The sequence below is a fragment of the Gordonia sp. (in: high G+C Gram-positive bacteria) genome (assembly GCF_047600385.1).
GTDB lineage: Bacteria > Actinomycetota > Actinomycetes > Mycobacteriales > Mycobacteriaceae > Gordonia.
The window spans coordinates 1,974,491-1,992,368 of sequence record NZ_JASGKZ010000001.1 but is presented as its reverse complement, the minus strand read 5'-3'; the positions used below and the strand labels follow the sequence as shown (position 1 = coordinate 1,992,368).

General features: G+C 68.7%; 14 protein-coding genes, 1 tRNA gene and 1 pseudogene. 7 read left to right on the top strand and 9 right to left on the bottom strand.

The features are described from left to right. Nucleotides 1–33 precede the first annotated feature (33 nt). Complete coding sequence (locus QM809_RS08825; RefSeq protein WP_415045407.1) at nucleotides 34–2,538, bottom strand: excinuclease ABC subunit UvrA; 2,505 nt, start codon at nucleotides 2,536–2,538, stop codon at nucleotides 34–36. A gap of 13 nt (nucleotides 2,539–2,551) precedes the next feature. Next, nucleotides 2,552–3,502, bottom strand: coding sequence for a helix-turn-helix transcriptional regulator (locus tag QM809_RS08820; protein ID WP_415045406.1), 951 nt, complete (start codon nucleotides 3,500–3,502; stop codon nucleotides 2,552–2,554). Between the two features lie 122 nt (nucleotides 3,503–3,624). On the opposite strand from QM809_RS08820, the gene QM809_RS08815 reads away from it, so the two are divergent. Together QM809_RS08815 and QM809_RS08810 are read left to right on the top strand one after the other, a co-directional pair. Beyond that, a complete protein-coding gene (locus QM809_RS08815) occupies nucleotides 3,625–4,188 on the top strand; it encodes a DinB family protein (RefSeq protein WP_415045405.1) in 564 nt (187 codons plus the stop codon). A 51-nt stretch (nucleotides 4,189–4,239) separates the two neighbouring features. Beyond that, nucleotides 4,240–5,289 (top strand): hypothetical protein, encoded by a 1,050-nt coding sequence (locus QM809_RS08810; protein ID WP_415045404.1) that lies wholly within the window; start codon nucleotides 4,240–4,242, stop codon nucleotides 5,287–5,289. A 135-nt stretch (nucleotides 5,290–5,424) separates the two neighbouring features. On the opposite strand, the gene QM809_RS08805 is transcribed toward QM809_RS08810, so the two are convergent. Beyond that, nucleotides 5,425–5,778, bottom strand: coding sequence for a hypothetical protein (locus QM809_RS08805; RefSeq protein ID WP_415045403.1), 354 nt, complete (start codon nucleotides 5,776–5,778; stop codon nucleotides 5,425–5,427). Nucleotides 5,779–6,031: 253 nt separating this feature from the next. On the opposite strand from QM809_RS08805, the gene QM809_RS08800 reads away from it, so the two are divergent. Continuing rightward, the gene (locus QM809_RS08800) at nucleotides 6,032–6,754 is read left to right on the top strand and encodes a hypothetical protein (protein WP_415045402.1); all 723 of its coding nucleotides are present in this window, start codon (nucleotides 6,032–6,034) and stop codon (nucleotides 6,752–6,754) included. A 16-nt stretch (nucleotides 6,755–6,770) separates the two neighbouring features. Here the strand turns inward: QM809_RS08800 and QM809_RS08795 are convergent, their stop codons facing one another. Both QM809_RS08795 and QM809_RS08790 read right to left on the bottom strand, forming a co-directional pair. After that, nucleotides 6,771–8,213 carry a trypsin-like peptidase domain-containing protein gene (locus QM809_RS08795; protein WP_415045401.1) on the bottom strand — a complete coding sequence of 481 codons (1,443 nt, stop codon included), beginning with the start codon at nucleotides 8,211–8,213 and terminating at the stop codon, nucleotides 6,771–6,773. A 202-nt stretch (nucleotides 8,214–8,415) separates the two neighbouring features. Further along, nucleotides 8,416–8,488, bottom strand: a tRNA-Ala gene (locus QM809_RS08790). Between the two features lie 504 nt (nucleotides 8,489–8,992). On the opposite strand from QM809_RS08790, the gene QM809_RS08785 reads away from it, so the two are divergent. After that, a complete protein-coding gene (locus tag QM809_RS08785) occupies nucleotides 8,993–10,672 on the top strand; it encodes a DUF222 domain-containing protein (RefSeq protein ID WP_415045400.1) in 1,680 nt (559 codons plus the stop codon). A gap of 24 nt (nucleotides 10,673–10,696) precedes the next feature. Here the strand turns inward: QM809_RS08785 and QM809_RS08780 are convergent. The 3 genes and pseudogenes from QM809_RS08780 to pgm form a co-directional block, all read right to left on the bottom strand. Continuing rightward, a pseudogene (locus tag QM809_RS08780) lies at nucleotides 10,697–11,749 on the bottom strand (NAD(P)-dependent alcohol dehydrogenase). 97 nt (nucleotides 11,750–11,846) lie between these two features. Beyond that, a complete protein-coding gene (locus tag QM809_RS08775) occupies nucleotides 11,847–12,593 on the bottom strand; it encodes a thioredoxin domain-containing protein (RefSeq protein WP_415045399.1) in 747 nt (248 codons plus the stop codon). Between the two features lie 20 nt (nucleotides 12,594–12,613). After that, a complete protein-coding gene (gene pgm, locus QM809_RS08770) occupies nucleotides 12,614–14,263 on the bottom strand; it encodes a phosphoglucomutase (alpha-D-glucose-1,6-bisphosphate-dependent) (RefSeq protein ID WP_415047042.1) in 1,650 nt (549 codons plus the stop codon). 107 nt (nucleotides 14,264–14,370) lie between these two features. Between pgm and QM809_RS08765 the strand changes: the two genes are divergently transcribed. The 3 genes from QM809_RS08765 to QM809_RS08755 all read left to right on the top strand — a co-directional run bounded on the left by QM809_RS08765 (nucleotide 14,371) and on the right by QM809_RS08755 (nucleotide 17,036). Further along, entirely contained in the window at nucleotides 14,371–14,958 is a 588-nt protein-coding gene (locus QM809_RS08765; RefSeq protein WP_415045398.1) for a prolyl oligopeptidase family serine peptidase, read from the top strand. Nucleotides 14,959–15,043: 85 nt separating this feature from the next. Continuing rightward, on the top strand, nucleotides 15,044–15,880 hold the full coding sequence (locus QM809_RS08760) for an ABC transporter ATP-binding protein (RefSeq protein ID WP_415045397.1): 837 nt from the start codon (nucleotides 15,044–15,046) through the stop codon (nucleotides 15,878–15,880). A gap of 1 nt (nucleotide 15,881) precedes the next feature. Continuing rightward, nucleotides 15,882–17,036: an ABC transporter permease gene (locus tag QM809_RS08755; protein ID WP_415045396.1), complete on the top strand. Its 1,155-nt coding sequence runs from the start codon at nucleotides 15,882–15,884 to the stop codon at nucleotides 17,034–17,036. 16 nt (nucleotides 17,037–17,052) lie between these two features. On the opposite strand, the gene QM809_RS08750 is transcribed toward QM809_RS08755, so the two are convergent. Continuing rightward, nucleotides 17,053–17,856 (bottom strand): lipase family alpha/beta hydrolase, encoded by an 804-nt coding sequence (locus tag QM809_RS08750; RefSeq protein WP_415045395.1) that lies wholly within the window; start codon nucleotides 17,854–17,856, stop codon nucleotides 17,053–17,055. Nucleotides 17,857–17,878 lie beyond the last annotated feature (22 nt).

Here is a 17,878-nt window from a genome sequence, read left to right as displayed (position 1 = left end):
CGAACCGGGCAAGGACCGCCCGCCCGACCCGCCTCACTCCGGGTCGTCGAGCGCCGACCGTCGTCCGTGTTCTCGCAGGTACCGGCCGGTGATGCTCTCCGGGTTCGCGGCGACGGACGCCGGCGTCCCGGTCGCCACGATCCGACCGCCGTCGGTCCCGCCGCCCGGGCCCAGGTCGATCACGTGGTCGGCCTCGGCGATCAGGTCGAGGTCGTGTTCGATCACCACGACGGTCCCGCCGCGCCGGACCAGCCGGTCGAGCACGCCCAGCAGGACCCGGACGTCGAGCGGGTGCAGACCGACGGTGGGCTCGTCGAACACGTACAGGCTCGCGTCCTGCCGTCGGCCGAGCTCGGCCACCAGGGTGAGTCGTTGCGCCTCCCCGCCGGACAGCGCCGGGGTCGACTCCCCGAGAGTGAGGTAGCCGAGCCCGACGTCGCGCAGGCCGATGAGCCTCCTGCGGACCGACGGCAGGTCGTCGACGTGCGGCAACGCCTCGTCGACGGTCATCGCGAGCAGTTCCGGGAGCGAGACTCCCCCGCGCCGGTACCCGTCGGCCTCCGGCCGGTAGCGGCGGCCCGCGCAGTCGGTGCAGTCGACGTCCACGTCGGGCAGGAACTGGACGTCGAGCGAGATCCGACCGGTGCCCTCGCACCGCGGGCAGCGCAGCGCGCCGGTGTTGTAGGAGAAGTCCGACGCCGTGCGGCCGTCGTTCCGGGCCTCCTCTCCGCGGGCGTAGGCGCGCCGCAGTTCGTCCAGCGCACCGGAGTAGGTGGCCACCGTCGACCGCACATTGACGCCGATCGGGGTGGCATCGACCACGGTCACCTTCTCGATGCCCGCGGCGTCGAACTCGACGACGTGCGCGGGCGGGCTCCCCCGCAGGGCAGGCACCAGACTGTCGAGGACGAGCGTCGTCTTACCCGAGCCGGAGACGCCGGTGACCGCCGTCAACCGGCCGCGCGGAATCGTCGCGTCGAGGGCGTGGACGGTGTGCACCGGGGCGGTGCGCAGGCGGAGGGCACCGTGCGCGAACAGCTCCCCCGCCGGCACCCGGTCCCGGACGGCGACGGTCGCGTCCCCGGAGAGGAATCCGCCGATCCGCGACCCGGGATCGGCGGCGACCTCGGCCACGGTCCCCTGCGCGATCACCCGGCCGCCGTCGCGGCCCGCGCCCGGACCGATCTCGACGAGGTGGTCGGCGTGCCGGAGGACCTGCGGATCGTGGTCGACCATCACCACCGAGTTTCCGTCGGCCACCAGGTCGTCGAGCACGCCCCGCAGACCCGCGAGATTCGCCGGGTGCAGGCCGATCGACGGTTCGTCGAGCACGTACAGGATGCCGGTGGTCCGGTTCCGCACCGCGCGGGCCAGTTGCCCGCGCTGTCGTTCCCCGGTCGAGAGGGTGGCCCCGGCCCGGTCCAGCGTCAGATAGCCCAGGCCGAGGTCGAGGAGTCGGCGCGCCATCTGCTCCAGGGTGTCGACCAGGACCCGCGCCATCGGCCCGAACTCCTCGGGAAGGGTCCCCGGCACCGATCGCGCCCACTCGACGACGTCGTGCAGCGGTCGCCCGGTGACCTCGGCGAGCCCGGCTCCGTCGATCCGCGGAGCACGCGCCGCCTCCGACAGCCGGGTGCCGCGGCACGACGGGCACGTCCGCTCGGTGAGGAACCGGCCGACGCGGGCGAGCCGTTTCTCGGTGTCGGCGCGTTTCAGCTCCTCGGTGACGGTGAGGCGGGCGTTGCGGAAGGTGAAGTCGAGTTCGTGCACGCCTTTGGTGGAGGTGACCGCGATGTGCTTCTTCTCGGCGGGACCGTCGAGCACGATCCGCCGTTCGGCGTCGGTGAGGTCGCGCCACGGGACGTCGGTCCGGACGCCGAACTCGCGGGCGATCTGCGGTTGCACGTGGAACCCGAACATCTGCCACGGGAGCACCGCGCCCTCGTCGAGCGACAGTCCCGGATCTGCGATCAGGGCGTCGTCGTCGACGTCGCGGACGGTGCCGAGGCCCTCGCACGCCGGACACGCTCCACCGGAGTTGAAGGCGAGCGCTTCGGCGCCCGGCGGCGAGAAGCTCACCCCGCAGTCCGGGCAGACCACGGGGATCTCGGCGGCGACGTTCAACGTCGGCGCCTGGCGGTGCCCGTTCGGGCACACGTGGCTCGCCAGCCGGGAGAACATCAGCCGCAGGACGTTGAGCAGTTCGGTGGACGTGCCGAACGTCGAACGCGGGCCGGGCACCGCGGGACGCTGCCGCAGCGCCAGGGCCGCGGGCACGTGAGAGACCGAGTCGACCTCGGCGCGCGGCGCCTGCCCGATCCGGCGTCGGGTGTAGGTCGAGAGCGCCTCGAGGTAGCGGCGCGACCCCTCCGCGTAGAGCACGTCCATCGCCAGCGACGACTTCCCCGAACCGGACACGCCGGCGACAGCCACCAGTCTCCCCAGCGGGACGTCGACGTCGATCCCCCGCAGATTGTGCACGCGCGCCCCGCGCACCTCGATGCACGACGGCGCGGACCGGTCCGGAGAAACACTCATGCGGCCACGGTAATCATGCGGGCGGGGCGAGGCGGTCGGCCCAGTCCCTCAGTCGTGCCGCGAACTCCGGCGGCTCGGCACCGAGCACCCGACACCCGGAGAAACCGACCACCGTCACCGCCCAGTCCAGCGAGTCGGTGTCGATCTCCACCCGGCAGCGTCCCGCGGCGACCTCGGTGACGACGGCCCAGGTCCGCAGGGTCTCGCGGACCTCGGCGGCGACGCCGGCGACCTCCGCGACGGCACCGGTCCGCGGACCCGACGCCACCGAACGACGCACGTACTCGGCGGCGTCCCCGCCGGGGACGGCGCGGCGGGCGAACGCGGCACCGGTGGTGCGCACCCGCGCCGTCCGGTCCACGCGGAACGAGCGCCAGTCGGACCGGTCGAGGTCGTAGGCGACCAGATACCAGCGCCGTCCCAACGTGACCAGCCGATGCGGTTCGACGTGCCGCGTGGTCTCGGCGCCGTCGGCCGCGGTGTAGCCGAAGGTGATCCGTTCGCCGTCCCGGCACGCCCGGGCCGTCGCGACCAGCGTCTCGGAGTCCATCCGCGTCCCCGACCACGACGACTCCGCGCTCACCGTCACCGACCGCAGCGCCTCCATCCGCCTGCGCAGGCGCGCCGGCATCACGGGGATCACCTTGGCCAGCGCCCGCGCGGAGGTCTCGGCGATGTCCGTGATCGGCGACTGCGCGCCGGTCAGGAGTCCGACCGCCACGGCGACGGCCTCGTCGTCGTCGAGCACCAGCGGCGGCAGCGACGCCCCGTGCGCCAGCTGGTAGCCGCCGCCGACCCCGCGGTCGGCGTCCACCGGATAACCGATCTCCCGCAGCCTCTCGACGTCGCGGCGCAGCGTCCGCAGGGAGACGCCCAGTTCGTCGGCGAGGTCGGAGCCGAGCCAGAACCGGCGCGTCTGCAGCAGGGAGAGGAGCCGGAGCCTGCGCGATCCGGTGTCGCCCATCGTCGTCCTCCGTCTCATGACCTCGCCGGTCGGCCCCCGCCGATCGATAGGTGACAGAAACTGTCCGCTATCGCTCTTAGCGTAGCGGGTGCACGCCGATCAACGAGAGAGACGAGAACATCATGGGCACCACCGCCGTCACCGAGACCACCGACACCGTTCCGGAGCTCACCGGCGAACGCGCCGACCTGCTGGCCGAACTCAGGCAGGCCCGGTTCTTCCTCCGATACACCGCGCGCGACCTCACCACCGAGCAGGCATCGCAGCGGACCACGGCCAGCGCGCTGACCCTCGGCGGGCTGATCAAACACGTCGCCCTCACCGAAGCCGGATGGGCCGAGTTCTTCGAGAAGGGCGCGGAGGCGTTGAGCGTCGGCGGCAAGGACTTCGCCGACCTCACCGAGGAGGACTACGCCGAGCGGGACAGGGAGTTCGCGCTGCAGCCGGGTGAGACGCTCGACGCCGTGCTGGCCCGGTACGCCGAGATCGCGGCCCGAACCGACGAGGCGATCCGGACCACGCCGTCACTCGACGTGCGCCACGCGCTGCCGGATGCCCCGTGGTTCACCGAGTCCGAGTGGTCGATCCGGCGCGTCGTGACGCACCTGATCGCCGAGACCGCCCAGCACGCGGGCCACGCCGACATCATCCGGGAATCGCTCGACGGCGCACAGACCATGGCTTGAGACACCGGCGCTACTCTCTATCCGACCCACCATGGAAAGAGAGTCGAACAAATGGTCGATCCGAGTAGTGCAGAAAAGGCTATGAGCGGGTTCAGCAAAGCCTTCGACGGCTTCAGCAGGTTCACCCGAAGCACCTCGACCCAACTGGTCGAACAGTCCAGTCAACTGGCTGATCAACTATCCGAGCAGGCCGGTCAACTGGCCGAACAGTTCTCCGAGCAGGCCGGCGAATTGAAGGAGGCGGCGACCGACGCCGTAGAGAAACTGACCGCCAAGGAACCGGACCCTTACGAGGCGGCAATCGTCGAGTACAACTCCGCCTTCACCTCGATGAACGACAAGGGCGTCACGCTCCTGAGGCAACGTGAGCGTTCAGCCGACTTGATCTCCTTCGTCGAACTTCTGGTGAACAGCATCGCCAACACTCCGAAGTCGTTCACAACAGATTTCGAGAGCATTCACTTCCTCCGGGCGGAATTCCTCGAATCCGAGGAATTCGCACGCAAGGATCTCGAGGCCGCACGGCGATCGGCAACGAGTGTCGGAGTGGGATTCACCGCAGGAGCCGCTGTCGCGAGCATGGCGCCGACGGCGGCCATGTGGGTGGCCACCACCTTCGGCACCGCGTCGACCGGCACTGCGATCTCGACGCTTTCCGGAGCTGTCGCCAGTAATGCTGCACTGGCCTGGCTCGGCGGTGGCGCGGTCGCCGCGGGCGGTGGAGGAACCGCTGCCGGAAGCGCCCTGCTCGCACTCGCCGGCCCCATCGGCTGGACCGTCGCCGGTGCCACACTTCTCACTTCCATCGCCTTGTTCACGAAGAAGAAGTTCGAGCTCAGAGAAGCAAAAGAGGAAGCATTGACCGCGTTGAAGACCAACATCGCGGAAACCCGGAACGTGGATGCGAAGATCGGAGATCTACTCGACCGAACCATGTCCCTCCGCGAGAATCTTGCGACGAGCTACGGCGACGCTCTAAAGTTCTTCGGATCGGATTTCACTTCGTTGTCCGAATCTCAACGCCGCGAACTCGGAACCCTGGTGAACAATACGAAATCATGCGCAGTCCTACTCAACACTCATATCTCACAGGAGCCCTGAGTGCCCAGGAACTGGACCGGCCTCGCGAAGAGTAACCAAGAACAAGCCGTCGCCGCATGGATAAATCACCTCAATGAAAATCGATTGAATCAACTACTGAGCACGTTTCGAGATCAAGACAAAAATATACATGAATCACTGAAAAGCATCACCGACGCGATACGCACGATCGATCTCGAAGTGGTCACCACCAATCGTGGTGGCCGCAAAGGCATGCACGGATTCATCGCCGAAGTCGCTGAAGTAGGCATCGGCAACGCCCGGAAACAGATCCTCGGCGAGCAGCCGGAATACCATTGGATCGACGACAACGGACCGGTGGATCTGTTGCGCGGAGGCATCGCGATTCAGCAGAAGTTCGTCGCCGCCGGTGGACGCTTCGGCCTGGGCGCAGTGGCGGAGCACCTCCAGAAGTACCCGGACTTCATCAGTGGCGGCGGAAGATACCAGATCCCCCGTGACCATTACGAACTGGTCAAGAGGCTGCATGACATGTCGCCGGAACAGGCGAATCGGGTACTGAAGAACAGCGGGGACGGCCCGTCGTTGCGGGATTGGCAGCGGGTCCAGGAGTTCTTCCGTACCGGTTCCGTCGGGATCGACTCACTCGAAGCCCTCAACACTGGAGTACAGCGAGGTTCAGCGCGGAACATACCGCGCCACACTGGAGTCCGAGAAGGAATCTCTCCGGGACACCGATCAGGCACAACGAGACGCTGCTTACCAGAAGAGCCGACCGTCAATGCGAGAGGGAGCGAAAGCCACGGTCACCGCCTCGGCGATCGAGGGCGGCACCGTCTTCGTCCAGGCTGTCGTCAAGAAACGACGCGAAGGCAAGAAGCTCTCCGAATTCACGAATGCCGACTGGATCGGGATCGCTGAAGAGACCGGTCTGGGCGCAGCCAAGGGCGGAGTCCGAGGCTTCAGCATCCATGTGCTCAAGAACTTCACCGCCACGCCGGCTGCGGTTGCCAGTTCGATCGTCACCGCGGCGTTCGGGGTCGCCGAGCAGGCGAACCGACTCCGCCGTGGCGAGATCGACGAGACGGAATTCATCGAGAACGCCGAACTCGTCGCACTCGAGACCGCGGTCAGCGCGCTGTCCTCCTTCCTCGGACAGGCACTCATCCCGATCCCGGTCCTCGGCGCAGTCATCGGCAACACCATCGGCACCATCATGTACCGGACCGCCTCATCATCGTTGTCCGAGCGCGAGAACGCCTTGATCGCGCACTATCTCAGTGAACAGAACGCCCTCGACGAGCGTCTCTCCACCGAATATCGAGAACTCATCGAAGTACTCGACCGAGGTATGACCGTCTACCTCGATGTCCTCGACCGAGCGTTCTCTCCTGATGTCGGAGTCGCGTTTCTCGGGTCGGTAGAACTCGCTCTAGAACTCGGCGTGGCACCTGAGGAGGTCCTCGACACCGAAGAGAAGATCCACGACTACTTCCTCGATTGAGACGACCGTCGCAGTCTCATTCGGTTTCCGTGCGGCTACGTAGAGCCGCTACTGCGGAGTCGACCCCGGCGGTCGATTGTCGTACGGTCCGGTGTTCGGCTGCTGCCCGACGTTCGGCTGCGGCGGGATTCCGGGCTGCGGCGGTCCCTGCTGCGGGAGCGGCGTGTTCAGCGCCGTCTGGTCGTTCGACGGCTGCGGACCGGGCTGTCCCGGGCTGCTGTCGAAGGGCTGCTGGGGCGCACCGTACGGCTGCCCCGGCACCGGCTGACCGGGATACTGCTGCCCCGGCGCCGGCTGGCCAGGCATCTGCTGGCCAGGCATTCTGCTGACCGGGGTACTGCTGTGCGAGGAAGGGCTGACTCGGGAACTGTTGGCCCGGGAGCTGCTGATTCGGCATCCAGCCGGGCTGCGGGGCGCCCGCACCCGACTGCGCGCGGCGCTTGCGACGACCGCGCACCACGAACCACACGATCCCGCCGATCACCAGAAGCGCGACGACGCCGATCACCGGACCGAGCCAGACCCAGATCGACAGCGGCTTCTTCTCCGGCTCCGGTTCCGCGAACGTCACGCCCTTGGACGCGAGCCAGCCGTACAGGCGTGCCCCGTCGACCGCGGTGGTGCTCTCGCTGTACGGCAGCAGGCCGACCACCACGCCGTCGGCGTCGACCAGCGGCGCACCGAGCTCCTGCGGCTTCGACTCTCCCGTGAGCTTGAGTTCGGGATGACCGTTGTCGACCGGGATCGACGCGATCTCCGACTCGCGGAGGACCGGCTTCGGCGCCGGGCCGTCGAACCTGTTGCTCCCCGGGGCGGCGACGAACACCGTGGATCCGAGTGCCGACTGCTCCTCGGCGAAGATCGCAGGCTTGATGCCTCCGATCTCGGTGCCGGCCTTCAGCAGTGCGACCGGACCGGACAGCTGATCGGTGGCGAAGGTCGACGCCTCCATGGTCGCGGTGGTCACCGAACTCTGTTCACCGAGTCCCCGTACCGAGATCGCCACCTGTGCGGGCTGGTCGGGCTTCTCGGCGGAGGCGACGACGTCCCATTTCTGACCGGCGCCGATGTTGCTCACCATCTCGGCGACCGACGGGGTCCGGCCGTCCCGGATCAGGATCTCCTCGGTCGCCTTCTTCCGGAACTCCGAGGCGATCGCGAACGACTTCGGGTCAGTGCAGCTCGCCGAGGTGACGATGCGGTCCTTCTCGACCGCGACCCCGGTGCACAGGAACTCCTTGGTGATCGGGCTGCTCCAGCCGTAGACGGTGCCCGGCTCGTCGAACTTGACGTAGACCGCGCCGGTGACGACGGTCTTGATCTGCACCAGGGCTCCGGAGATCTCGTCGGTGGGCGCGGACGCCTTCGCCGACGGCTCGGCATGCGCCGCAGCCGGCGCGACGAGCCCGAGTGCGACGACGACGGCCGCCGCCGATCCTGCGCGGAGCAACTTGAACACGGCAACCCTTTCGAGGGAACTGGGCGACACGTCTGGTCGAGATGCGCCGAATCTACCCGATTCACTCGAACGGGTGAGCACCGGCCGCCGTCGCCGTGCACACATTCTGGCCGTCGACCCTCAGCCGCCCTCGCCGGGGATGATCACCGAGACAGAGAGAAGCGGCGGTTCAGAGAAATTCTCTGAACCGCCGCTTCTCGAGTGGAGCTAAGGGGACTCGAACCCCTGACCCCCACACTGCCAGTGTGGTGCGCTACCAGCTGCGCCATAGCCCCGTGTTCTGTTTTTCGCTCCCTGCCGGGTGCGCTGATTAAGTTACCCCACTGCGTGCACAGCAACCAAATCGCCTGGTGGGACGCATGATCGAGCCCTCACGAGGGCAGCATCGAACGGCGCTGACGCACACCGTTGAACATCGCGACAACGTTCGACGATCCCGCCGACCGCCGACCTTCTACGACACCCCGAAGTCGGCACCCAGAACACACCCCTTCGGGCGAGGAATATTCGAACATCTCGGCGCCAGATCCCCGCCTGACCCCACCTCACCCCCGCCTCCTCGCAGCGAAGACAGGCGGTGGCAGCCTTCCGGAAACCTCTGGAAAACACCCGACACCAGCAATTATGATGAGCCTACTTCGCCTGATCGAACACTTGATCTAATTCCCCTTGGCGAGTATCGTAGATCACATCAACCTCGATCGGTGAGCTTCGATCAAACATGCACACGACGATGCGTCCGCCAGGACACTCGTCGGAACGGGCGCAGGGGGTGCACCGTGATTCACCGCGATGACGGCGCTTCGCCCTGGGCGCGGCTCGATCTCACCGGTGTCGGCATGACGCCGCCCGATCCTGGGACGGACGAGCGAACGCAGGGTCAGGGTTGGTTGTTGTTCGCCGCCGCGGCGCATCGCGGGGAGGCGTTCCTGCGCTGGTCGCAACTGACCGCGGTCGCCGAGTTCCTGGAGATCACCCTCGGACGGCTCGCCGACCTCATCGAGGGCGGTGAGGATCAGCGGGATCTGTTCGATCCGTGGACGGTCACCATCGAAGAAGTCGCGATCGTCTTCGCCCTCCCCATCGCCCAGGCGAAAGCTCTGGTGAGCGAGGCCGTCGCCGCTACCGACCGACTCCCTTCCACCGCCGCCCTGCTGCGGGACGGGATCATCGACCCGGCGGTGTTCACCACCGTGGTCGACCGCACCGACATCGTCGACGAGCGGGCACCACTGACGGCCGTCGACCACGACCTCGCCGAAGCACTCGCCGAGGCCGGGCACCTCTCGGCCAAGGCCGCGAGCAAGACCGCCGACCGGATCGTCGAGATCCACGACACCGACGCCGTCAAACGCCGCTACGAGAAGAAGAACCGCAAGAAGAACGTCACCCACCGCGACTACCCCGACGGCCTCGGCGGGCTGCACATCACCGCTGACGCCGAGGAGACACGGTTGGCCCAGGAAGCGGTGAACGTGTTGGCGGCGGCGTGCTGCCCGAATGATCCGCGCACGATCGGGCAACGACGTTCGGCCGCCGCGATCGCCTGCCTGCGCCGGCTCCCCTTCACCTGCGCCTGCGCCGCGAAAGAGGCGTGCACCGCTGAACTCGATGAGCAGCAGGTCTCCCAGCGGCAGGCTGCGATCGTGATTCACGCGGTCTGCCAGAAGTCGACGCTGGACGGCGAGAACGATCTACCGGCTCACCTGGACGGGCACGGTCCGATCAGCGCCGCACACGTGCGAGAGCTGGCCCAGCGTCCCGACGCCATCGTCCGAGACCTGGACCTCGACGCCCTCCGCGACACTGAAAGCATCCGAGACACCGATATCGCCGAACTCTCGGGTCCTCCTGAACCTCTCGTGCGGATCGAGAACACCAGCAGGCCCGGAGATCGGTATCGACCGACCGCGGCCCTCGACACCCTGGCCCGCGCGGTCTTCGGGACCTGCACACTCCCCGGCTGCGAACACCCGGCCTGGTCGTGCCACCTCGACCACGTCACCGAGTTCGACCACCGCTACCCGGCCTCGGGAGGGCCCACCTGCCTCTGCAATCTCGCACCGAAATGTCTCAAACATCACCTGTTGAAGACCCATCTCGGCGCGACGAATCCGACGAAAGGATGGGTCGACGACCTCTGGATCGACCCCGCCGACGGCACCCCGTGGACCTCGATCACCGTCCACGGCATCACCGTCGACACCCGCGCACCCAACCAGTGGCTCCTCCCACAACTGGAGAACCTGCGATGCCGCCACCAGACACTCGCTCCACCGGGATTCAAACCCGAATCCATCCCGAATCTCTCACCACCGCCGAATGATCCACGACCACCCGCAGGAGGAGGAATCCACGCCGTCACCGCGTACAAGCACGCCTGGCGCCGGGCCGCGCGGGCTCGCCTCCGCCGCGCACGCGAACGTGTCGACCGAGACCTCGGCCCACCGCCCTTCTGAATCTCCGCGTTGAGAGCCGGGCGTTCAGTCTCCGAACGTCGCCGCGTCGATCACGTAGCGGTACCGCACCTTCGAGGCCACGACGTCGTCGTACGCCTCGTTGATGCGGTCGGCGGAGATGGTCTCGACGATCGGACCGATTCCCCGCTCCGCGCAGAAGTCGATCATCTCCTGCGTCTCGCGGATCCCGCCGATGTTGGATCCGGCGAGCACCCGCGACCGCGCGGTGAGCGGACCGAGGTGCAGATCCGACGAGCCCTCCGGAAGCCCCAGGTTCACCACCACTCCGTGCGCCTTGACGAGCCCGAGCAGGGTGTCGAGCGACATGCCGTCGGAGAGGGTCGAGACGACCAGATCGAACGACCCGCGGAGTTCGCGCATGCGCTCGGGGTCCGAGGTGGCGACGTAGTCGACGGCGCCGAGGGCGATACCGTCGTCGCGCTTGGACAGGGTCCGACCGAAGGCGGTGGTCTCGGCACCGAGTGCGGCGGAGAACTGGACGGCCATGTGGCCGAGGCCGCCCAGACCGATCACGCCGACCTTCTTCCCCGGGCCCGCGCCCCACCTCTTCAGCGGACTGTAGGTGGTGATCCCCGCGCACATCAGCGGTGCGGCATGCTCCAGGGGCACCGCGTCGGGGATCCGGACCAGATAGTCCTGTTCGACGGTGATGCCCTGCGAGTAGCCGCCCGCGGTGGGCTCGCCGTCACGCCCGATGCTGTTGTAGGTGAACACCGTCCCGGGCGAGCCGGTGCAGAACTGCTCCTCGCCGGCCCGGCACTCGTCGCACGACCGGCACGAATCCACGAAACAGCCGACGCCGACCCGGTCCCCGATCTAGAAATCGGTCACCTCCGAACCCACCCGGCTGACGACACCGGCGATCTCGTGTCCGGCGACGAGCGGGTACAGCACCTCGCCCCATTCGCCGCGCGCGGTGTGGATGTCCGAGTGGCAGATGCCCGCGTAGGCGATGTCGAAGTACACCTCGGTGGGCCCCGGTTCACGCCGGGTGATGACGGTCTTCTCGTACCGTCCGGTGGGTGAATCGATGGCGTAGGCGACGACTTCGGGCATGGGACTCCTCGACGGGGGGACGATCACCGTCCACGCTACCCGCGATCCATGCGTCGTTCGTTCCCTATCGTGCGGGGTCGGGGCGAACGGCCGCCTCTCAGTTGGAGGCGCCGCCGGTGATCAGCTTGTGCACCCACGCGTCGTCGTCGACGATCCCCTCGATCTGTCGGCCGCCGACGAGCACGGTCGGCGTCGCCACCCTGCCCTTGTTCGAGTTGGCCAGCTGGGTCCGCGACTGATCGGCCATCGCCGTCGCCCGATCCACCCCGGCGCCGGCGGCGATGCACTCGCGGGTCTCGTCCTTCGCCCCGGACCGCCCGGCGATCTCCGCCATCTCCGTATCCGTCGGATCGGCGTCGGAGTCGGGCCCGGGAGCCTGCGCGAACAGTTCGGCGTGCAGGCCGTGGAACACCGCGGCGTCGCCGGTCCGTGCGACGCACAGGACGGCACCGGCCGCCCGGGACGAGTAGCTGCCCGACGGCGACTTGTCGTCCATGAAGGTCAGCAGGTGGTAGCGCACCCGGAGCTTCCCGGTTTTCGCGGCCCAGGCCAGCGCCGGACCCGACTTCGACTCGAACTGTTTGCAGCTCGGGCAGGAGAAGTCCTCGAACACGTCCACCGTGGTCGGCGCGGTGCGTTCGCCGACGATGAACGACGCGTTCTCGGCGAGCACCTCGTCGTCGACCGGCGGAAAGCTCTTGTTCGCGTTCCACACGACGCCGCCGACGATCAGGGCCGCGACGACGACGCCGATCCCGATCAGCAGGTAGGTCGACCGGCTCGAGGTGGCCCTCGGCTCGTAGTCCGGGTTCTCGGTGGGCGCAGGCGAGTTCTTCTTGCTCACCCGCACGACTGTACCGACCGTCAGACCAGAACCGAGTCGACCAACCGCTGCGCCTCCGCCTGCACCTGCGCCAGATGTTCGGCGCCCAGGAAGCTCTCCGCGTAGATCTTGTAGACGTCCTCGGTGCCCGACGGACGCGCGGCGAACCAGGCGTTCTCGGTGGTCACCTTGAGTCCGCCGATGGCGGCGCCGTTGCCGGGCGCCTCGGTGAGGATCGCGGTGATCGGCTCGCCGGCGAGTTCGGTCGCGGTGACCTGCTCCGGCGAGAGGGCCGCGAGTCTCGCCTTCTGCTCGCGGTCGGCGGGCGCGTCGATCCGGGCGTAGGCGCTGGTCCCGTACTCGGCGGCGAGTTCGGCGTACCGCTGCGACGGCGTCTTGCCGGTCACCGCGAGGATCTCCGCGGCCAGCAGATCCATGATCAGGCCGTCCTTGTCGGTCGACCAGGGCAGTCCGTCGCGGGTCAGGAACGACGCCCCCGCGCTCTCCTCGCCGCCGAAGCCGACGGAGCCGTCCGCGAGTCCCGCCACGAAGTATTTGAACCCGACGGGCACCTCGATCAGTTCGCGGCCGATCCCGGCGACCACCCGATCGATCAACGACGACGACACCAGCGTCTTCCCGACCGCGGCGCGCTCGCCCCACCCGGGCCGGTGGGTGAACAGGTAGTCGATGGCGACGGCGAGATAGTGGTTCGGGTTCATCAGGCCCGCGTCACCGGTGACGATGCCGTGCCGGTCGGCATCGGCGTCGTTCCCGGTGGCGATCTGGAACCGTTCGCGCTGGGCGATCAGCGAGGCCATGGCATTGGGCGAACTGCAGTCCATCCGGATCCTGCCGTCCGTGTCGAGCGTCATGAACCCGAACGCGGGATCGGTGTCCGGGTTCACCACCGTCATGTTCGTCAGGCCGTAGTGCTCCTTGATCGCCTTCCAGTAGGCCACCGACGCGCCGCCGAGCGGGTCCGCGCCGATCCGGATCCCGGCGTCGCGGATCGCGTCCATGTCGACCACGTCGCGCAGCGCCGCCACGTAGTCGTCGAGGAACGAGTAGTCGCGCACCAGGCCGCTGCCGCGGGCCTCGTCGAACGGGATGCGGGCGACCCCGTCCAGGCCCGCTTCGAGCAGTTCGTTGGCGCGGGCAGCGATCACCGAGGTGATCGACCCGTCGGCGGGCCCGCCGCTGGGCGGGTTGTATTTGAAACCGCCGTCGGCGGGCGGATTGTGCGACGGTGTGACGACGATGCCGTCCGCCTGCCCGGACTCCACCGCGTCCGCGCCTGCGTTGTACGACAGGATGGCGCGGCTCACCGCGGGGGTGGGCGTGAACTCGTCGCCCGCGGCGGTGAGCACCGAGACGCCGTTGGCGACCAGCACCTCCAGGGCGCTCCGCCACGCCGGGACCGACAGCAGGTGCGTGTCGAAACCGATGAACACCGGGCCGGTGATGCCCTCGGCGTTCCGGTAGTCGACGATCGCCTGCGTCATCGCGAGGACGTGGTTCTCGTTGAAGGCGCCGTTCAGGCTGCTCCCCCGGTGCCCGGAGGTGCCGAACACCACGCGCTGGTCGGGGTTCGCCGGGTCCGGCTCCACGGTGTAGTACGCGCGCTCAACGGCGTCGACGTCGATCAGGTCTTCGGTCTGTGCCGGTGTGCCGGCCCGCGGGTGCGCCATGCCTTCAGATTCTGCCACCGTCCGGGCCTCCGCTCAGGGATCGGCGGCGAAGTCGGCGGCGACGATCCGGCACTCGCTCCCTGTTCCGCACTCAATAGAGTGCAGTCATGCCCTCCCCCAAGCTCGCCGTCCTGGTGCTCCCCGGCGGCACCGACTTCAGCTACCGGCCCTTCTCCCGCACCCAGGGTTCGGCGATGCGGATGTATCCGTTCAGCCTGTCGGTTCAGGCGCGTTTCCCGCGGTCGGTCCGCGTCCACCAGGCCGCCTACCGCGTCTACGGCTGGAACGGCGGCCAGGCCAGCCCCATGCCGTACGCCCGGAACTCGCTGGAACAGCTCAAACGGCGCTACCCGGAGACTCCGATCGCGCTCATCGGGCACTCGATGGGCGGCCGGATCGTCGCCCGGCTCGGCGCCGACCCGCAGGTCACCGACATCCTGGCGCTCGCGCCCTGGTGGCAGTTCGCCGACTGGCGCCGCATCCACGACGACGCCCGCGTCCTCGCCATCCACGGTGAGGCCGACACCCTCACCCGGCCACGCCGCACCGAGAAGGGCATCGCCGAACTCGTCGCCCGCGGGGTGGACGCCGAGTTCGTGTCGGTGCCGAACGGCGGCCACGCCATGCTCGACCACGTCGGACTCTGGCACGGCCGGGCCCTGGACTTCATCGGCGACGCCGTCCGCCGCCCCTGAAGTCGGTCCCCCGACGCCGGTCCCCGACCCCCCGTCCCGCCGAGTCTCGACCTCCGTCGCACCCCGGCACGTAACCTCGAGTCGCATGACCCTCGTTGCGACCGGCTTGACCCGATCCTTCGGCAAGCACCCCGCGGTGACCGGCGCCGACCTCACCCTGACGCCCGGCCGGATCACCGGTCTCGTCGGACCGAACGGCGCGGGCAAGACCACCCTGCTGCTGCTCCTCGCCGGGCTCCTCGAACCGTCGTCCGGGACCCGCACGGTCGACGGCGAGGCCGTCGACGAACGCGTCCTGCGCGCCCGGACCGGCTGGATGCCCGACGTCTTCGGCACCTGGGACTCCCTCACCCCGCACGAGATCCTGGTGACCTTCGCCCGGCTCTACGGGATCGGCCGGACCGCGGCCGCCGCCCGCGCCGACGAACTGCTCACCACGGTGCACCTCACCGAGCACGCGACACGACCGGCCAGCGAGCTCTCCCGCGGCCAGAAGCAGCGTCTCGGTCTGGCCCGCGCACTGGTCAACAGCCCGCGCTACCTGCTCCTGGACGAGCCCGCCTCGGGCATGGACCCGCGTTCGCGCGTCGAACTGCGCGACCAGTTGCGCGCGGCCGCCGATGCCGGCGCCGCCGTCCTGGTCTCCAGCCACATCCTCACCGAACTCGAGGAGATGGTCGACGACGTCGTGCTGATGACCGGCGGCCGGACTCAGGTCGCCGGACCGATGTCGGCGGGGTGGCGGCTCCGCCTGGTCGGCCAGCCCGAATCCGAGGCGGCCGTCGTCCACTTCGACGACGACGAGAGCGCCGCACGACATCTGGCGGACGCGGTCGCGGCCGGGCAGCCCGTCGCGGAGTTCACCCGCCTGACCACCGGCCTCGAACAGGCCTACCTGCAGCTGCACGCGGATCGGACCTGACATGACTCGGAACTCCTCCACACCGGAGTCCTCACCGGCCGACGCCTCGCCCGCGTACGCCTCGTGGACGACGGCGGTGCGCGTCGTCACCGTCCTGGAACTGCGCCAGCGCATCCGCTCCACCCGCTGGAAGTGGACCGCGCTGGCACTGTTCCTGCTGATCAGCACAGTGGTCTTCGGGTCGCTCTACCTCGCCACGCTCGACGATTCCGACTCCTACGCCCCCTGGTCGCGGGAACTCCTCGGCATCGTCCTCGCCGTCGTCCTGTTCATCGGCATGATCGGTGCGCCCGCGATCAGCGCGGCCACCGTCAACGGCGACCGCCGCGACGCCACCCTCGCCGTCGTCCAGGCCACGCCGATCACCGGGACGCAGCTGGCCCTGGGCAAGTTCCTCGGCGCCTGGATCGCCTCGCTGCTCTTCCTGCTGATCGCCTCGCCCTACCTCGTCTGGGGTGTGATCGCCGCGGCGAGTTCGGTCGTGTTCTCGCTCCTGGCGATCGCGGTGACCGCGCTCCTGCTCGGCGGCTACTGCGCGGTCGGTCTCGGCTGGTCGTCGCTCTCCAACCGGCCCACCGCGTCGACGATGCTCACCCTGGCCACCGTGCTGCTCCTGCTGCTCGGTCTGCCCGCGGCGTTCGGCCTCGCCCTGCCGTCCGTCGAGCAGAAGCACACCGTGATCGCCGCCGACCATCGGTGGAACGAGGCGAAGGCCGCCGCCGACCCCGACTACGAAGGCGACTGCGTCGACCGGCTGCGGGAACTGCCCTTCACCCACACCGAACGCATCTGGTGGCTGTTCCTCCCGAATCCGGTGCTGATCGTGACCGACACCCTCGCGGCGGGCACCGCACCGAGAGAACACCGGACTCGCGCTCCGCGGCACGTCGTCTACGCCGCGGGCAGTGTTCCGGCGGAACTCGCGCACGAGATCTCCTCGGTCCGCACCGGCCCGGAGATCGTCGCGAGCCGCTGTTCCGCGGCGTACACCGCCACCTACTCCGACCGCTACCTGCACGACGACCGCTACACCGGTCACCTCTGGTACCCGGGTCTGGGCTTCACCCTGCTGCTCGGTCTGGTCGGCTTCGCCGTCGCCGCACGACGACTCCGCGTCCCGGCGGGCAGACTCCCCAAGGGGGTGCGCGTGGCCTGACCCGCGGTGCGAGCGGTCACCTGCCGGGGTAGGCGTACCTCATCCAGCGCGGCGGACGGAACTCCGTCGGCGCCCGGTCGGCGGGCAGCGCCAGCCGATCGGCGACCGCCCACACCGTCGGCAGATTGTGTCCGAAACCGAAGTGGCTGCACAGCACCTCGATGTTGTCGGCCATCGGCCCGGGATCGTCCCGGCACGCCTGCCAGGCGACGATGCCGTCGAGCCGACTGTAGAACGCCGTCGAGAGCATCGGCAGCGGCGGTGCGCCCGCCTCCAGCGGCAGCTCCAGGTCCGTCATGTGGAACCGTTTGAGCAGGTCGAACACGTGTCTGGCGTTGCTCTGCTCGTGCCGCACCATCTTGATGGGGCTGCCGAGGGTGATCACCTGCCGGATCGTCTCCGGGTTCTCCCGCGCCAGCCGACGCGCGTAAATGCCGCCCAGACTCCATCCGATGACCGAGACCGGCGCCCGGTGCCGCTCGTACACCTCGGCCAGCCGGGCCCGCATGCCGTGGACGATCTTCTCGCTGGGTCCGATGTTCACGCCCAGCCGCCAGCCGTAGGTCGGGTAGCCGAGTCGCCGGAGGGTCTGACGCAGCGGCGCGGTGTTGATGTCGCCGGTGCCCAGGCCCGGGAGCACCAGCACCGGCTGCAGGTCGTCGCTCACCGGGGCCGCGAACATGGCGGGCCACGCGCTGAGGTAGGTCGCGAACTCCCACGTCGCCCGCGGCCCGTCGGACGCCCACATCAGCGGACTCGGCGCCTTCACATTGCTGCCGGAGAGCTTGGCCACGCCCGGGGTGTCGTCGGGATCGCTCACGGTTCTCTCCTCGAGGGTGGGG

Coding starts and splice junctions, on each gene's coding strand:
- QM809_RS08825 (WP_415045407.1), bottom strand. CDS start 2,538: ATGAGTGTTTCTCCGGACCGGTCCGCGCCGTCGTGCATCGAGGTGCGC.
- QM809_RS08820 (WP_415045406.1), bottom strand. CDS start 3,502: ATGGGCGACACCGGATCGCGCAGGCTCCGGCTCCTCTCCCTGCTGCAG.
- QM809_RS08815 (WP_415045405.1), top strand. CDS start 3,625: ATGGGCACCACCGCCGTCACCGAGACCACCGACACCGTTCCGGAGCTC.
- QM809_RS08810 (WP_415045404.1), top strand. CDS start 4,240: ATGGTCGATCCGAGTAGTGCAGAAAAGGCTATGAGCGGGTTCAGCAAA.
- QM809_RS08805 (WP_415045403.1), bottom strand. CDS start 5,778: ATGCAGCCTCTTGACCAGTTCGTAATGGTCACGGGGGATCTGGTATCT.
- QM809_RS08800 (WP_415045402.1), top strand. CDS start 6,032: ATGCGAGAGGGAGCGAAAGCCACGGTCACCGCCTCGGCGATCGAGGGC.
- pgm (WP_415047042.1), bottom strand. CDS start 14,263: ATGGCGCACCCGCGGGCCGGCACACCGGCACAGACCGAAGACCTGATC.
- QM809_RS08765 (WP_415045398.1), top strand. CDS start 14,371: ATGCCCTCCCCCAAGCTCGCCGTCCTGGTGCTCCCCGGCGGCACCGAC.
- QM809_RS08760 (WP_415045397.1), top strand. CDS start 15,044: ATGACCCTCGTTGCGACCGGCTTGACCCGATCCTTCGGCAAGCACCCC.
- QM809_RS08755 (WP_415045396.1), top strand. CDS start 15,882: ATGACTCGGAACTCCTCCACACCGGAGTCCTCACCGGCCGACGCCTCG.